16 protein-coding genes are annotated in these 15,971 nt (G+C 37.0%); 8 read left to right on the forward strand and 8 right to left on the reverse strand.

The window, feature by feature from the left end; all coding sequences use genetic code 11:
- The first annotated feature begins 148 nt into the window (after positions 1-148).
- The 8 genes from AC59IL_RS07495 (at position 149) to AC59IL_RS07530 (ending at position 5,799) form a co-directional block, all read left to right on the forward strand.
- A complete protein-coding gene (locus AC59IL_RS07495) occupies positions 149-1,114 on the forward strand; it encodes an ArdC family protein (RefSeq protein WP_496551482.1) in 966 nt (321 codons plus the stop codon).
- 60 nt (positions 1,115-1,174) lie between these two features.
- Positions 1,175-1,969 (forward strand): hypothetical protein, encoded by a 795-nt coding sequence (locus AC59IL_RS07500; RefSeq protein WP_496551483.1) that lies wholly within the window; start codon positions 1,175-1,177, stop codon positions 1,967-1,969.
- 33 nt (positions 1,970-2,002) lie between these two features.
- Entirely contained in the window at positions 2,003-2,266 is a 264-nt protein-coding gene (locus AC59IL_RS07505; RefSeq protein WP_496551484.1) for a hypothetical protein, read from the forward strand.
- Between the two features lie 76 nt (positions 2,267-2,342).
- Complete coding sequence (locus tag AC59IL_RS07510) at positions 2,343-2,849, forward strand: hypothetical protein (RefSeq protein ID WP_496551485.1); 507 nt, start codon at positions 2,343-2,345, stop codon at positions 2,847-2,849.
- A 27-nt stretch (positions 2,850-2,876) separates the two neighbouring features.
- Positions 2,877-3,110 (forward strand): PRTRC system protein C, encoded by a 234-nt coding sequence (locus AC59IL_RS07515; RefSeq protein WP_496551486.1) that lies wholly within the window; start codon positions 2,877-2,879, stop codon positions 3,108-3,110.
- A gap of 79 nt (positions 3,111-3,189) precedes the next feature.
- Positions 3,190-4,311, forward strand: a complete 1,122-nt coding sequence (locus AC59IL_RS07520) for a hypothetical protein (protein ID WP_496551487.1) — start codon at positions 3,190-3,192, stop codon at positions 4,309-4,311.
- Entirely contained in the window at positions 4,286-4,999 is a 714-nt protein-coding gene (locus AC59IL_RS07525) for a hypothetical protein (protein WP_496551488.1), read from the forward strand. Before AC59IL_RS07520 ends, AC59IL_RS07525 begins: the two co-directional genes overlap by 26 nt.
- Entirely contained in the window at positions 4,996-5,799 is an 804-nt protein-coding gene (locus AC59IL_RS07530; RefSeq protein ID WP_496551489.1) for a PRTRC system ThiF family protein, read from the forward strand. The genes AC59IL_RS07525 and AC59IL_RS07530 overlap by 4 nt, the downstream gene beginning before the upstream one ends.
- An 11-nt stretch (positions 5,800-5,810) precedes the next feature.
- Here AC59IL_RS07530 and AC59IL_RS07535 read toward each other — a convergent pair whose 3' ends face one another.
- The 8 genes from AC59IL_RS07535 to AC59IL_RS07570 all read right to left on the reverse strand — a co-directional run bounded on the left by AC59IL_RS07535 (position 5,811) and on the right by AC59IL_RS07570 (position 15,907).
- Positions 5,811-5,960, reverse strand: coding sequence for a hypothetical protein (locus AC59IL_RS07535; protein WP_496551490.1), 150 nt, complete (start codon positions 5,958-5,960; stop codon positions 5,811-5,813).
- Positions 5,961-6,090: 130 nt separating this feature from the next.
- A complete protein-coding gene (locus tag AC59IL_RS07540) occupies positions 6,091-6,912 on the reverse strand; it encodes an RteC domain-containing protein (RefSeq protein WP_496551491.1) in 822 nt (273 codons plus the stop codon).
- 148 nt (positions 6,913-7,060) lie between these two features.
- Complete coding sequence (locus AC59IL_RS07545; RefSeq protein ID WP_496551492.1) at positions 7,061-7,453, reverse strand: hypothetical protein; 393 nt, start codon at positions 7,451-7,453, stop codon at positions 7,061-7,063.
- A gap of 10 nt (positions 7,454-7,463) precedes the next feature.
- A complete protein-coding gene (locus AC59IL_RS07550; protein WP_496551493.1) occupies positions 7,464-7,880 on the reverse strand; it encodes a hypothetical protein in 417 nt (138 codons plus the stop codon).
- 10 nt (positions 7,881-7,890) lie between these two features.
- Positions 7,891-9,042 carry a hypothetical protein gene (locus tag AC59IL_RS07555; RefSeq protein WP_496551494.1) on the reverse strand — a complete coding sequence of 384 codons (1,152 nt, stop codon included), beginning with the start codon at positions 9,040-9,042 and terminating at the stop codon, positions 7,891-7,893.
- A 133-nt stretch (positions 9,043-9,175) separates the two neighbouring features.
- Positions 9,176-9,769, reverse strand: coding sequence for a Crp/Fnr family transcriptional regulator (locus tag AC59IL_RS07560; protein ID WP_496551495.1), 594 nt, complete (start codon positions 9,767-9,769; stop codon positions 9,176-9,178).
- A 1,495-nt stretch (positions 9,770-11,264) separates the two neighbouring features.
- Positions 11,265-11,510, reverse strand: coding sequence for a tyrosine-type recombinase/integrase (locus tag AC59IL_RS07565; protein WP_496551496.1), 246 nt, complete (start codon positions 11,508-11,510; stop codon positions 11,265-11,267).
- On the reverse strand, positions 11,510-15,907 hold the full coding sequence (locus tag AC59IL_RS07570; RefSeq protein WP_496551497.1) for a hypothetical protein: 4,398 nt from the start codon (positions 15,905-15,907) through the stop codon (positions 11,510-11,512). Before AC59IL_RS07570 ends, AC59IL_RS07565 begins: the two co-directional genes overlap by 1 nt.
- Between the last annotated feature and the right edge of the window lie 64 nt (positions 15,908-15,971).

Here is a 15,971-nt window from a genome sequence, read left to right on the forward strand (position 1 = left end):
CCAGAGCGCCCCGGCGCCTGGCATGTACATAATTTGATGGCGGTCGTATTTTTTTGACGTTCCGCGCCACCGCGCAATGATGGGTGCCTATCGGCAGGCCGAATGAGGCGTAGCCGAATATTTAAAAACGTTTAAAAACCCATCATTTATGCCTACACACACACAATCCAATTACAGCAAGCGGTACGACGTTTACACCGAGGTCACCGACTATGTTGTGGCCTCCCTTGAAAAAGGTGATATTATTTGGAACAAGCCGTGGAACAGTTACGGGCTACCCAAGAATGTAACAGGGTGCAAACCTTACCGGGGGTGGAACGCCTTCCTGCTCAACTTCGTTTGCCTGATTAAAAACTACTCCATTCCCTATTTTATTACCTACCTGCAGGCCCAACAGTTGGGTGGCAACGTTAAAAAGGGTGAACGGGGTTGCCAGATTATTTACTGGGCATCCGTGAAAAGTAAATACCAGAAAGTACTGGTAGTGGATGAACATACAGGACAGGAAACGGAGGTATCGCCAATGATCCGCGTACCTAAACTTCACACCGTATTTAACATTGCCCAAACTGAAGGCATCACCTTCGCTATTGACGAATTATTAAAGCGCAGCCATACCGAGAAAATTGAGGCATGCGAACAAGTTATTGCAGGCATGCCCCAACAGCCTGCCATACATCACAGTGGGGATTCAGCCTGTTATTATCCTTTGCGCGATGAAGTATATATGCCTGAACAATCCCTGTTTCTGGCCGATGAGAATTATTACTGCACATTATTCCATGAGCTGGCGCACTCCACAGGCCACAGGAGCCGGTTGAACAGAGAAGAAGTAATGAAAACCGACCGGTTCGGTGGTGTTGTTTATTCACAGGAAGAATTAACCGCTGAGCTAACAGCCGCTTATTTATGCGGGGTATCCGGTATCAAGCAAAAGACTATAGATAACAGCGCCGCTTATATCAAAGGCTGGTTATCAAAATTGAAAAACGATAATAAGTTTTTCCTGAAAGCGGCCAGACAGGCAAGGGCAGCCGCTGATTATATACTGAACCAGCCCCAAGACGAAAACACCACAATGCCAGCCGATACAAATACCGTTGCTGCTTTATAGAGAAGTAACGGTATTGTTCCCGGCAACCTCCATATTTATTAACCATAAAAATTACCTTATATGCTTACTATATCAAATGAAGTTAATGTGGCTGATGCATTATCGGCCAGTGACCGGTTATTTTGCGACAACCTGTACTATGAATATCTGGCCGCATACAATGTGTTGGAAGCGCTAAGAGCTTCATATCGTAATACTCATTTACCTGAAAAAACATATCAAGACCCATTTTACCATGAGCAACGGGTGTTGGAAAAGCATGCCAATGAACTTACTGCAACTATAGCCGAGGTAAATATTTCCTTCGTGGCAGAACTGGAAGGATATTTTACGAACACCTACCATGTACCATTTACCCCATATGAAATACCGGAAGGGCTGAAACACGCTAAGTTCGAACACTACTCAGATGTGCTTAAAAATATCATTACTCAGACAGGTACGGATATGGCCGCAGCCGGGAAAAAATATATTATCGGGGAATTGAAAGAATGCCTGTCACTGAGAAGCAAGATACCAGTGCTGTGTCACCAAAAGATAATGTTCCCTAATATGTTTACGACAGCGCCGTACTGCCGCAGTTTACAGCTTGACCCCGATTGTAAAAAATTGCCAAAGTTATTGCTTGCCCTACAACTTTATTATTTCGATAGTAACCAATTATCAGAAGCGGATTATAATCTAATGGCCGAATTAAGAAGGGGTATTGATACTAAGAAGGAATATTTATGGAAAGGCCATAAGGCGGCCCTTAAATTTTTTAATAACCAGCGTGTAGATATTTTTTTCCCTGACAAGGCACAGGCATCCGCATTTTATGAGCAATTCAAACCTGAAGCCCAAGAACAGGAATAACAGGATAGCAACACACTAAAATTCCCATTCATTATGAAATCAGTTATCAAAACCAAAATCAATAAAGTTCACCTTGCCTTTAATCAACAAATAAGAGAATTGAAAGGCAACGGTGATATGGATTTTCTCAAAGAGTTTGTAACGGCCAGCCACAAAAATGGGGAGATCATGCAGATAAACGAGAACACCTTGCAGGTATGTACCAAAAGAAACTCTTACCTGTATAGTTGTTTCCCTAACTACATAAGGCAAATCAATACAACAACGGATGCCCGTGGCTATTTCAAAATCTGCTGACCTGGCCCCGTATGCAAACCATTGTTTGCAATGACAGTGGTTTGCTTTTAAACTAATCAATTAAAATATTATGTATATGAACTTTTTTAAAACACTGCAAGACCTGCAAATAAAAGGCACATGGACGCTTGTAATTAAAACAAACGGCACCGGGTTAATGAATGTAACGATCCTGCTTTCGCCTGAGAAGACAAATGACGATGCATTTAAAAAACTGGTACCGCTGGCATTGACCAATACACCCGAAATACTCGATGAGAAGTTTTTTGCTACCATTTCAGTGCCTATGCAGAAAACAAAAACAGCCTTTGATAACTCAGCCGACTACCTGAAGGCATTGGAAGAAGCCACAGCAAAGACAAAGAAGGAACTAGACAAGGATAAGACGGTTAAAAAAGAAGAAACAGAACGCAAAAAGAAATATGATGCACAGATGGCAAAGGTCAAGGAACTGGAAGACAAAGGCACGTTTGGGCAGGCTATTGGGCAGATGCCGAAGGAAAAAGAATTCCCGGAGTTCGCCGAAGAAATTAAGGCGAAGCTGGAAGAACTACGCAAAAAGCACGGGGAACTGTTTGTATAAATCAATGTTCAAAAAAAAGCAATGTATATGTCAGCAACAGACCAATTAATAGCAATAGAGCTAAAAAGAATTTTCCTTTTTAAATATAAAGGTGAAGTGATGCGACTTTCAGACCCGGATGATTCTTTAAGCCCGGAGGCAGTACTTGATCTTTATTCGCATACTTATACGGTATTGACTACCGCTACAATCAAAGGCCCGGAGTTGGAAAACGACGAAGTGCAATACAAATTTGTTCCGACGTTGGGCACAAAAGGATAAGTATTAACATGAAAAATAAAAAAACAACAATGACTATTCCACCGCTAAAGACTGTGGAAGTAATCTCAAATGATAATCAATGCACATTACACAAACAGTTGGCAGAGTTCGTACAAGGAATAAGCGAAGTACAAGACAGCGCAGTTGTAAAAAAGCAAACGACTACAACTGCGCCCCTGCACCTGCTTCATATCAGTTTTTAAAGACTTGTTTTTCTCCCCGCAGGGATGGGATTGCTTTTCTGGATAACCCGGACAAGGTAGCGGCAGACTTTTATAAGTCATTGCAGTATATCACTAAACTGTATAATATCAGTATTGAAGATACCAGCGCTCTGCCGTTCCCTTTGAACATCGGGCAGGCGTTCGATAAGCTGGTAGATACATTAAATAAATCTAAGTCAGATGTAAAGCCCTTAATTACTGTAAGTGATAAACAATCGGTGTGCATTGCCACTGCCAAACCTTTTTACCCTGAGTATAATTTGTATTATGTACCGGTGAGGCCGCTGGTGTGGCTAATAGCCGACAAAGAACGTGCACAGGAAGCAGATTTGTTAATTTCCATTTTTTCCTACCTGTATCAGGTTGTTGGTGTCGCTTATTTTAAACATGCAGGCAGTTATCTTGAAAATTGCTATGCTATAATAAAAGACTGGCTGGATACTGCGATCTTTGACGGGGAAGATACAGGCGACCAACCGGCAGAAATGGAAGAGTTAGAAAAAGAAGGAGAATGGATATTTAAGGAAATCAGTAATCCCGGTAACCTTCAGCAGTTTGGGAATAGGCTGAAGGCGTTCCGGCCTTCAGATACATTAGGGAAGGAGGTGCATAAACTGGCGAGGAAGACATTGGATTTTTACCAGAAATATCCGGCACGCTCACTTGCTGAATCTATTCCTACCGATCTGGAAGAAAGAGACACGGATGAGAGCGAGGAAACCTTAATGGAGTTACAACACTACATATCCTTTATTTACGATTATTCCGGGTTACTTTATGATTCTCTCATGGATTATATCAACTCACATTTACGAGAGCTACAGTATGTAGATTATCCAACAGCCTATCAGCTATTTGACCGGCCACAAAGGAAAAGTTTTCACAATCTACATTTTGAAAAAAAGGTTTTCAGCCTCATGGAAGAAGTTTGTCAACTATTAAACCAATTGTATGCAAAATATCACGAACCTATTTAAAGAAGTATACCAGCCAGTGCATGCACTATTGTTTTTTAAAAGCCAGCGGAAGGATCAGGTATATGTGGAGCTTTACGACATAGGACACGATGGCTTTCCGCTCAATGGAAGGCCGCTGACCATCGAAGAAGGGGCGGATCTGGCGGCATTGCTAAGGTATTCAGATGAATGCAATGCCGGTTTTTTACAATCGGACGGGGTATTGCCTGAAAAAGTATTATACACTTCGACTGGTGCAAATGCATATGCTATCTGGTATACTCCAGCACAGGAAAGAGTGCTACATTTTATTGATGATCTGGAAATACGCGATGGAAAAATGCAGGTGCCGACGATGATATGGAAAGCGAATAAAAAAGATCTGTACATATATGCGCTATCCCATAAGCAAAGGCCGGTGTCAGGCACTTTGTTGTATCATGCACCTTTCTTCAATTTGCATAACGATGGGAAAGTGTGTATGGGTACTGTGGACATTACATTTTCACCATCCTGTTCCCTGCAAAAGTTTATGAAACTATGGGAAGATTATTTTTTCAATAGTTTTTTCAGCCATGCAATATCTGAAAGAAACTGTATTAAAGGAAATCTGTCAAATCTGCTAAAGGAGTTGATTGCTACCGGCAAACCATTCCCGGCTGAGCAATTAATCAAAACATCAAAAAAACTTAAAGACATTTTACAATGACAAAGCCACGTATGCATTTTACCCATCCTTATTTGCTTGACCCTACCAATCCGGTAACTGTGAATCTTATAGGCGCCGGTGGCACTGGCAGCCAGGTACTTCACAAATTGGTTGCTATCCATCATTGTTTAAAAGCATTTAACCATCCCGGCCTGCACGTTCGTGTGTTTGATGAAGATATAGTTACGGATGCAAGCCCCGGACGGCAACTATTCAGCGAGGCAGAAATCGGACTCAAAAAGGCAGTAGCACTTATTTTACGGATCAATCGTTTTGAAGGAACAAGTTGGAAAGCCGTTCCCTATAATTTTTCGGAAGAAAGCGGGTCCTATATAAAAGTAAGCGCCGCTGCTAATATTTACATTACCTGTGTAGACAAAATAAGGCCAAGATTTGAAATTGCCTCATTAATTAAGCAAATAAAGAAACGGTATGTACGGACGCGTGATGAGCCTTATTACTGGCTGGACTGTGGCAATAGTGAACATACAGGGCAGGTGGTATTAGCAACAGTGGGAAAAAGCAAGCAACCAGCATCTGACAAATATACCACGGTAGAGGAACTGCCATTCATTACTGATGAATTTAAAGATATGTTGCTGGAACAGCAAGCGACAGAAAACGATACACCAAGCTGCTCATTGGCAGAAGCGTTGACAAAGCAGGATTTGTTTATCAACCCTGATATAGCCAACGATTGCAGTGCATTGTTGTGGAGCTTATTCCGGTATGGAATGACGGAAAACAGAGGTGTATTCTCTGATATAAGGGAATTTAAACGGCGGCCCTTAAAGGTTTAATTATGGTAAGGCTATTTATTCACCTTATCCGGCCTGCTGGCAGGCCCATAACGCCGCGCCTGTTCGCGGCCTTCTTTCTTTGACCTCCACAAAGAAAGAAGCAAAGAAACGGCTTCACCAAGTGGCCGGGCTGTAACTAAGCCATCAGCTTCACTTCTCATCCCGGCATGCGGTATTTTATCTATTGTTTTGAGCGCTTTTTTTCCTCAATTAAGCCCAATGCAGTGTTGAATTTCCACATATCACTTTCATAAATTCTTTTCCTATCCTTTGGAGTATCACCTATCAGGCTTATTCTTCCGCCTCGTCCATTTTACGCTCAGTGTCTATTATAAGTTGCTCCAGTTCTTGTAGTCGATTTTTTTTTCGAATACTTATTTCTTCGATTGTTTTATATATATTAGACAGTGGGCAATTCCAATCTCTTGTAATAGTATCAGCTACGAGTTTCAATGTTTGTTTACCAAAAACTTCGCTTGCATAAAGTGCATATATCAATAAAGCCAAAAAGACTTTCTTTCCCTTCCACATTAAAGGGTTTAGCTGAACTGGTTTATGCCCTTTTAATTCCATGAGTTTTTGCTGCAAATAAGTTATAAGTAATTCATTTGCCTTTATGCGAGCAAATAAATAGCTCATTTCGGTAGCAAAGCGAGTGTCATATAAAAGATATGAATCCTCGAATGGTAAAATTTTATCGAACTGATCACGTAAAAAATATTCTTCATCTCTGTCATTTTCTTCAAGCCGGTAGTAACGGTATACGTCCTGATTTAAATAAAAAAATACCTCAATTCTCTTTAGTTCCTTTCGATAAAAGCTTTCTTTTTGTTCATTACTGCCAATTGGTAATCTTGTTTCAATGTTAGCAATTCGAACATAATAAATAAGCAAGCTATAGTAATCAGGAAGAGTGTTTTTAAAAAAATTAATTTCATCTTTTATATCAGTAAATGTAAAAGAGATAATAAAGCCTTTTAACTGAAGGAGGGTTTCTTTTACTACCGTAATGCTTTGTTGGGCCTTTTTGATTGGATTATTGTCATGGGTTCCTGCAATTTCGTCAAGTGTATTGTTCATCTGATTATGTAAATTGTCGATAAAAGTTTTCATATGAATGACTTTTTAATTATAAAAAAGCTGGTTAAGCATGCGTAGGAATGTTTTTGCAAATAGGCAAATTAAGACCACACAAATTCGAGGCGAATTGTGGTACAGCTTGATACGTTAAAATAGAAGGGTTAAATAGTAGGGGGGACGTTTATTTCTCGGTTTTTGCAGGAATAATAAAAGCATCAGCCAAGATTAAAAATCCAACAAACAAATTGGCAATGCTTTTATGGAGCCAGGACATGTCAGCCTTGTTTACCAGAAATAAAATTATTCCTGTAACTGCTATAAATATATTTAATGTCCCTGCCAGAATATATAACAGAGATGACGAGCTTTTAAACAACCTTGAAATCCGTAGTAAAACCATAATAACGCCTAAAACCAATCCAATAAATTGTGTTAAAATTAGAATTATAAATTCATTGAAAAAGCTTCCCAAACCAATAGTGTCTGAATGGAAAAATATTAATACCAAAAGTGCATATATGGAAATGATAGCAAATGCTTTTAATAAATTTTTATACCTGCGAATATTCTCCACGACGGAAAATTTAATTTTCAAATAATTTCTCCATGCAATTGTTTAAATAGTCCATCCATTGATTTCTCAATTTCTTTGGCAGTTCATAGTAACGCTTTGATGATTCATCATAAAAGAAACCACCATAATTACTTAAAACCACTTTTTTAATTTTATTGTCCTTATTTTCGTACGTAGCGATAAAAAGCCCCATCCACGTTGTTCCTTTGTTTTGCCAAATCGTCGCCTGTGACAAAAATGAATCAATAACTTTCTGATCCAAATTAATACTTTTAAAATTCATCAAAGTGTCCACTGGATAAGAAAAAGCAGCTTGCTTATTTAAACGATAGAGTTTCCAGTTCTTCGTTTCGGTCCATTTGATGCGCTGGGAGTAACAAAAAGCGACACTAATAATTAAAGTTATAGTAACAAATGTTTTTTTCATAACTGTAATATTAAATACAATTGCCCTCATTTGGATGGTCCTTATAAACAATACTTCTTGTCATTTTGGAAGAAAGTTTAAGCGATCTGATATCTTCGCCAAGGTCTCCCGGATCTAGGCCACTTCCGTGTACCCACTGCCCGACAGTTCTAGGCAGAGTTACTCCTCCATTACGTAATGCATCTAGTGCAAATGTTGTGCAGTTGTTACTATTTAAATTATAGCGGTATCCAGGATCATTACCTTTTGACAGATACTGGAGTATTTGCGTAAACTGATTGCTGGTTGTCGTAATAGTTAAGGAAATATTATAATCATGGTAGGCGTCATTATTTAACTGGCCCTGCTCAATGGGATCATACGGCCAAACACTGCCTGCCGGGTAAAATCCTATGTTACGGGTAACAATTTTGTTGGTTGTTTTTTCGGTCAATATAAGGAACGTATGTCCAACAGATACAGGATTGCCAGTATTCGAAGAATTGCTACCTGAAAATCCCCACGGATCTCTGGAACCAGGGACTGGCTGACATACACATATAGTTACCTGATATAAATGGTCATTGCCTGGATTATTATCAAAGCATTTGATGTAATCTTTAATATTACCAATCCCATTATGCCCCCCTGTAACCGAGAATGTATTTACTAATTCAACTGGTTTTTTGCTGCCATTTTCAATAAAATCATTGTGCTGAATTTCATCATAATGTAAACCAATGCTTCCGGCCCACTTCTTATTTGCTTTGTACTTTATTTGACGAAGTGTATTTCCGATCCAGTTGTCGGAAAAAAGTATTCCTGTTAATGGGTCAGTGAGAAAATTATTATCAGGAACAAGCACGATTAACTCCGTATGATATTCTCCATTGTAATCTTTGTATAATAGTAGCTGTCTATCTGGAAAATGTGTTTTAGAATTAGACTTATCGCAAAATACAATCACCTTACTCTGTAATGGAATAATTATTCCGTATACTCCTGATATGTTAATCGTGTAGGCTAAATCCCAAAAAAGGTCAAATTGATTTTTAATAAGGTTATATTTGTTGTTCTCCCATATACAACCTTTGATCTCTCGAGCCTCATTCCTTTCACAATAGCGTCTTGCATCGTCAATAAGTTTTGTTTCCTTCCGTATCGTTATTGTGTATCTTCTCATAGTGATAAGATTTAGTTTATAAAAATGAAATGGTAACAACTGAAGGTTGCGGCTTTCTACGGCAAGAAGGGATAATTTTCTATTTGTAAATTACTATCAGGGTTTCACAAAAAAATTAAAATTTCATAAGAAATTATCGTTTCGATTTTATTTGACTAAAAGTGACGTCGGTAATTCCAAGCCAGCTTGCAAGGTGTTTATCTGAAATCCGCATATACAATTCATGGTGATTTGACATTAGCCATTCATATCGCTGCCTCGCCGTTTTAGTCAAAACCGAGGAAAGTTGCTTATCCCATAAAATGTGGTATTTAATTGTCAGTAACCGCCCAATTCTTTCGAATTCCGGATACTGGTAATAAATCTCATCAAGTTCTTCGTATGTGATATAATATACACTGGAAGGTTCCAGAGCTTGTATGAATTCTTGTCCGGGTAGTTGTTCATAAAAACTGGAAATTGAAAATACTACATCTCCTTCACGCATAAACCACCTGTTTACTTCTTTCCCTGTATCTGAAATGTAAAAGCATCTGAGAAGACCTTTTTCTATAAAAAAAACATGTTTTGAAATTTCCCCATCTGACAAAAGGTTTTCTCCTTTTGAAAGGGCTTTTGTTTTTAAAACTGTTTTTAAATGTTCTTGTAAGGCAGGTGAAAGTGGTTGAATTTTGATTCTTGAGGGGCCGGGTGCCTGCACTGCGCTTAAAAAATCAAGTAATTTCATTTGATAAGATTATTTAATGTTTTTGCTTTCGGCGTGAATGCCGGCTAATAATAATTAAATTACCAAAAAACTATTAATATGAAATGTTATAAATGAAATAGTTGAATGGGAAAAACAACATGTTTTTATGAGTTTTTTTCTCAGGATGTCGTATAAATAACATGAGATTAAAAAATGTTATAATGTATTGTGTTGTTTTGCTAAGAGCAAATTGTTTAAATTAATTTTTTAATCTTTTTCATCCCGTAAACGAAGTGCAAATAAGTTAGAGGGTTTATTGATGAAGTTTTTCTTAAAATATTTTAATTTTTTTCTTCTTAGTGTAGAATATTTTTATTACGGAATATTCCAAAGTTGAGCTTCCACAGATACTCTTACGCGGAGAGTTAAAACCATTAATTACTTAATTTAAAAACACTTTTCTATGACAACAGATTCTGGAAATCCTACATGGTTGGACAAGTTTATTAATTGGCTTTGTAGCCCACTTTAATATTTAATACGGCACCGCAAAGCAGGTAGTGATTGTTTCTTTGCTACCTGCTTTTTCTATTAAATGCAAAACTCTATTCCGTAACTGTTTCCTTTATTAAAAAAACAAAAGAGGTTGTAACCCGTATACCAGCCAGCTCTAAGACGCCATACATTTGATGAAAATCTGTATTAGTAGCAGTTGTCATCGCCTCCGGTTTCGTAAAGCATGGCAAAAATTGTTCAGAGAACATACAAGTCCTTTTGCTATCGCTATCTTATAAGCCTGGTGAATATTAAACTGCTTTTGAGCTATATGTTCAAAAGGTCTGACAACATAGCTTTCCCTATTAAAATAGAACTTTTAAAATGTTCTTCATTGCATGTTTGAAAAAGAACATCTATAAGTTCCTCCTTGGTTAAAGAAAGCTTGTCAAATGTGTGCCATATCATTTGAATCAATTGCAAATAACTTTCACTTGAAATTTCAATGAATCTTATAAAACTTTCTGCGTTACTATCCAAAGAATCATGGCTCTTTACTAAATCTTGAAGAGAATCTTTGCTAAACGTTTTAGAGAAAGGATTTAACAAATTGTTACCGCTAATTAGATATCTCAATTCTGATATAGATAGTGACATAAGAATTAATGAATTAATAAAATTTGCAAGTTGCTAATTTGACAATAGAAATTATTCTCAAAACGAATAATAAAAATTATATAAGGACAAAAACGTAGAGAATAATACAATAATATACCTCTTGCAAAAATTCTTCTTATTTATTAAAGAAAAAGCGAAGCTTACTCCCTTATTAGGTGGACACATGAACTGTTTGTTTTAAAACTATTATTTAGATATTCGAATATGCCACGAAAAGAGTTTTAAATAATTATGCTACTCACATGAAAAAAGAAGAAATTACTTTGTGAATTTGACAAGCGAAAAATTCCAACTATTCAACTTTTTCTACGCATCATCCGCCAGCCATTGACTTCTTTTCTTCAACAGCTCATCTTTAAAACTATCCAGGTAGTTTAGTTGTTTCCACACTGGCATGACCGAGGTATTCGCTGATCTCATCGGTTGAAGCACCTTTGCGCTTAAGCCTAGTAGTAATAGAGTGCCGGGCTACATAGGTTGTTAATTCATAGTTCGCTCCCATCTCTATTTCTAATTCACCCGCTATTTCCTTCATGTGTTTATTAATGAACTTTATAACACGCTGAACACGGTTGCGCTGGGTAACCAGAGAAAGGCCTGGCTCCATTATTCGTATACGGATTTCTCCCACTCTGCAATCGCTTCGTGAATGTTGTAATTTTTTGATTTGTTCATATTTAGTTGTTGTTCAATTCTAGCGACTGTGAAGTGAAGAAAATTAAGATGTTTTATAGTTGCATTATATGCTTCTATAAATTTAACAACTGCGGCACGAACTTTACTAAAGTTTTCGTCAGATTCAATTCCAATTCGATAAATGGTATCAATTACCAGTGATTCTAAATTATTGAAATTGTCTTTTTGAAATTCCTTTTCTTTTCCGAGACGCAATAACTTCATAAGAAGTGGTAAGCTATCTACATTTGTGAGTTGCGTCATACTGTGCAAATAGTGCCGAAAATCAAAGATTGGATTTTTGTGCTCCAATATATAGTCAGTTGCGAATCTTAAACCATCTATATCATTCATTTCCATTAAAAAATTTGCGGCAGTAAAACGGTTGTCTAAAGAATTCTGTTCGTTAATTAAAATTTGATTTAGAAATGTCTTCAAAAATGCAGTTTCTGTTGCGCTATCAACGAGTAAGTGTATTGCTTTCCATCTTAATGTTTCTGAGTAAGCACTTTTCGCGAACGTTGCGAGTCTTTCGCTGTTTTTACTCTTCTTAAACCAAAGCTCTAAAACTTCATTGAATTTATAGTCATTGTCTGGTGCAATTTCCAGATATTGAAGTATCCTTGGATAGCAGTGGGCAAGATTATTTCGGATGGCATACCCCGCATTACTTATCCATGCTAAGGGGTTCTCAATACCTTTTTTAAAATTTTCAGCAACTCGTTTATTTAATTTATTCCGGGATAAAAATTTGTCAAGTTGTTCAATTGTGCCTGGGTCATTAAGTTTGGATTCGGCATTAAAATCATAGTACAATGTCAATTCAAGCAATTTATTCTCTGGCAACAAAATATTAAACCGGTGTATAAAGAACCACAATAATCGCCAATTCCTTCCATCCGAAATGCACCATTCTTGAATGAATTCAATTTGCTTAGTTGTTAAATTGATGTAATGACTATATGAGCCAGTCAAGTAATCATGGATTTCTTGTATTTGATAATTTGGGAATAAATCCTTGTTGTTAACAAAGTCCTGAACCTCTTCATATTTTACAACATTACCTCGCATTGTGAAGTCTCTTAATAATTCGACTGCAGTAGTAAGGAAGGCTTCATCAAGATAACGGTTGTGGGATGTTTGATAATTAAAGATGTCATGATGGGTTAGTATGTCCTTTTCTATTTCAACGAAGATTGAGTTAGTTTCCCTAAGCAGTTCTGTAGGCTTAAAAAGCAGGTTAAAACTGGCTTGGGTTCTTTTCCTAATGATTTCATTCCAATCTTTAAATTCAAGCTTTTCAATTATAAAGCCACTTATTCTTGCAGCGCTCTCTATTTGGGTTAAGAAATCTGGGAAATTAGAATGTTGAGACTGATTGATTGAAATTATTTGGTGTATTTTCTGTATATCTTCATTTGTGAAATGATGATTATGATATAGTTCTATAAACCATCTAACCACATCTGAATCTAATATAATTTCGATTAATTCACTTTTATGGTAGGATGTAATATCATCATCTTTCCATATGGATATGAATAAATCTTTGTTTGTATTTGTTTGTTTAAAAAATGAGTGTATTTGCTCTACAATACCTTTTTCATGGAATATTTCTGACGAAATGAACAAATCTTTAATAGAAAAATAGATGGTTCGATCAATTGGGAATAAGAAAACCGCTTGCTCGATAAATGAAGCTACAATTTCTCTGTAATCAGAAAGATAAAAATTTCTTGTTCTTTCCTCTGAAAAATAATTGATAATTTTCTTTAAGGAATCAGGACTGGAAATTTTCTGTAACGCAATTTTTAGATGATGCGATTCGTCTAATAAATTAATGGAGTCTCTATCGTCTATTGGGTTATTTATTCTGCTTAAATCAAGTCCTTCAATTAGAACGTCAACAAAGTCATTTATATATTCTGAGGTATGTAAAATTTTGTAAAGGCCAGCTCTGATGTATTGGTTCTTTCGGTTTCTAAACTTTGAAACAATAGTAACCACTGTAGTCTCATCCGCGAACCCAAGTTTTGCAATAGAACTAAGAAGATAATAAATATCATGTTGAGTCAATTGCGGGTCATACAACAAAGGGAACAATGTATTTCTAATTGAATCCTTGTATTGTTCAAAATCAGCAATTCTAAAATTATTTAACACACGGAGAGCATTAAACTTAATGATTCGGGAACTGTTCGGATCTTGTAGTTGATTCAGCAAGAATTCAATTATTTCAGAATAGTACCCAAATCGAGTTAAATCATTATCAGTAAACTTATTGGAAGATAGCCATATTTGTTTGTCACTATAAAAGTTAAAGATTCTTTTAAATACTTCTATTCTTTTTTGTTTAGATATTCTATCCGGATCGAATTTAATCAGAACTTCGATGTCATTTTGAATGATCCAATCTAAGAGTTGCTGAACAACATCCTCTTTCCCAATACTTATAAGAAAAGACAAAGTATTCATCCAGGTTGGCTTGATTTTTTGTTCTCCACCGGTAGATAATGAAATTATATCGATTAATTTACTGTGAGGTTTATGTGCCAAAACGCGAGAAGCTAAGTATTCCTGAATGTTATTGTGTTCAAACATCCATAGATTGTTTACCGAACGTTTTTTAAATGTAGGCAGGTATTTAATTTTTTCATACTCTGATGAAATTGGAAATAGTTCTTGTAATTCATCTTCGGACAAGAAATTTTTGCCCATAACCTCCATTATAAAAGCGATTTTTTCGAGAATAGCAAGGGCCTCTCTTTTTGTAAATGGTAGGCCAGAATTTTTAAAATGCTCCCTATCAATGGTAAAATAATTTGAAACGGATTGTTCTAATATTATAGACCTATTTGATGGAAAATCTCGATTGTCAATATAGTGTGTCGCTAGTAAATGAAGAAAATAGGGTTTATTTACTAAATCTAGATAGGATGCTTCATAAATATCTTCTATGAATTTACTACCATCAATGCCTAATTTTTTTGTTGAGTATTCTTGAATAGCATTAAGCGAAAAATCATCTAAGGTATAGACACTGAACCCTTCTAGGGTTCCTGAAAAGTTTTTTGTCGGAAGGTCATAAAAGTTGGTACGGCAGGAGATCACTAATTTCATTTTTGGATATCTAATACTATAATCAACTATCTTTTTAACAGCTGTTAAGAAGTGTTGACTTTGTATTTCATCCAATCCATCAAGTAGTATTACCAGGTTTTCTGGTGGGATCATATTCCATCCATCCGGAAGGTAAGATTCAATGTCTTGACCAGTATATAGATTTAATCGTTTGTAGATAGGAACTGTTGGTACATTTGGTAGGGAAAGTTCCTCAGCGAGTTTAAGTAATTCAACCGATTTCCCCGATCCTGCACTACCTAATAGGACGATGCGTTTATGAGTCGAAATAGCCTCGGATAATTTAATCTTTCCCCTTTCCTGCTGAAAAAAGTACGCAATTTCCTCTTGCTGGTGTTCGTAAAAGGTTACAGTGCGCGTAATATAATTTGCCTTGTCGGGTAATTCAGGCATAGGAAATGAAGGCTTCTCAATAGTATTTTCTATCGCATGGTCAGGCAATGGCTCTACTGGTCTGGGGATTCCTCCTCTTGTGTAATGTAATCTGAATATCATTTGGCCCCCCTTATTGCCTTCTCGTCTGATCTGTTCGGCTTGGGGTGTTTGTTGGGATATTGAGTTGGTTGCACGACTGACTGCTTCAAAAACTTCCCCTGCAGATATTATCTCCGATTGATTTGTATCAAAAAATTCGCACAAACAACGGCCAAACGGGCTTCCTTTCCCTGCTCGTCCGTCTCCTGCGGTTTCTTCACCGCAAGAAGCAAACACCCATCTGGAATCCAGCTTTTCCAATTCTTCGAGTGTAAGTTTTTCCTGGCGGCCCCGAGTCCTTGTTATAAAAGTGCCCGAGTAACAGGAATCAGAAATAAGAAGGATGTGCCTCGCTCCAATCGCCTCTATGGCGTCATATATTGAGGAATTCATTATACGACCGCTCATGGTTTCGCCGTTATAAGGGACCCAAAAACCCTGCTTTGACACAGGATGTTGATCACCATGTCCGACAAAATGGATAATCAAGTTATCATGTTCGGTAATGTTGTATGTTAGCCAATCTAATGTATCAATGATATTTTCCCTGGTTGCCTGCTCATCATAAAGCTGACGAATTGATTTAAATCCATAACGAAACTCCAAAACACCTCTTAATCTTTCAGCATCATGAACGGCATTATTCAATGAGCCGTAAGTAGGGCCTGTGTACTTATCAATAGCAATCGATAGCAGGTAGTTTTCTCCTTTCATTAAAGCGGAGTTTTAAGCTGCTAAAGATACGATGACCTTTTGTTTTTATGACAATTCAACATAT

The sequence above is a fragment of the Niastella sp. sgz303648 genome, from assembly GCF_059587045.1.

What these genes read in the sequence shown, in the direction of transcription:
- AC59IL_RS07495 (WP_496551482.1), top strand. Translation starts at nt 149, where the DNA reads ATGCCTACACACACACAATCCAATTACAGCAAGCGGTACGACGTTTAC.
- AC59IL_RS07505 (WP_496551484.1), top strand. Translation starts at nt 2,003, where the DNA reads ATGAAATCAGTTATCAAAACCAAAATCAATAAAGTTCACCTTGCCTTT.
- AC59IL_RS07525 (WP_496551488.1), top strand. Translation starts at nt 4,286, where the DNA reads ATGCAAAATATCACGAACCTATTTAAAGAAGTATACCAGCCAGTGCAT.
- AC59IL_RS07560 (WP_496551495.1), bottom strand. Translation starts at nt 9,769, where the DNA reads ATGAAATTACTTGATTTTTTAAGCGCAGTGCAGGCACCCGGCCCCTCA.
- AC59IL_RS07520 (WP_496551487.1), top strand. Translation starts at nt 3,190, where the DNA reads ATGCACATTACACAAACAGTTGGCAGAGTTCGTACAAGGAATAAGCGA.
- AC59IL_RS07555 (WP_496551494.1), bottom strand. Translation starts at nt 9,042, where the DNA reads ATGAGAAGATACACAATAACGATACGGAAGGAAACAAAACTTATTGAC.
- AC59IL_RS07530 (WP_496551489.1), top strand. Translation starts at nt 4,996, where the DNA reads ATGACAAAGCCACGTATGCATTTTACCCATCCTTATTTGCTTGACCCT.
- AC59IL_RS07500 (WP_496551483.1), top strand. Translation starts at nt 1,175, where the DNA reads ATGCTTACTATATCAAATGAAGTTAATGTGGCTGATGCATTATCGGCC.
- AC59IL_RS07550 (WP_496551493.1), bottom strand. Translation starts at nt 7,880, where the DNA reads ATGAAAAAAACATTTGTTACTATAACTTTAATTATTAGTGTCGCTTTT.
- AC59IL_RS07540 (WP_496551491.1), bottom strand. Translation starts at nt 6,912, where the DNA reads ATGAAAACTTTTATCGACAATTTACATAATCAGATGAACAATACACTT.
- AC59IL_RS07515 (WP_496551486.1), top strand. Translation starts at nt 2,877, where the DNA reads ATGTCAGCAACAGACCAATTAATAGCAATAGAGCTAAAAAGAATTTTC.
- AC59IL_RS07510 (WP_496551485.1), top strand. Translation starts at nt 2,343, where the DNA reads ATGAACTTTTTTAAAACACTGCAAGACCTGCAAATAAAAGGCACATGG.
- AC59IL_RS07565 (WP_496551496.1), bottom strand. Translation starts at nt 11,510, where the DNA reads ATGGAGCCAGGCCTTTCTCTGGTTACCCAGCGCAACCGTGTTCAGCGT.
- AC59IL_RS07570 (WP_496551497.1), bottom strand. Translation starts at nt 15,907, where the DNA reads ATGAAAGGAGAAAACTACCTGCTATCGATTGCTATTGATAAGTACACA.
- AC59IL_RS07535 (WP_496551490.1), bottom strand. Translation starts at nt 5,960, where the DNA reads ATGAGAAGTGAAGCTGATGGCTTAGTTACAGCCCGGCCACTTGGTGAA.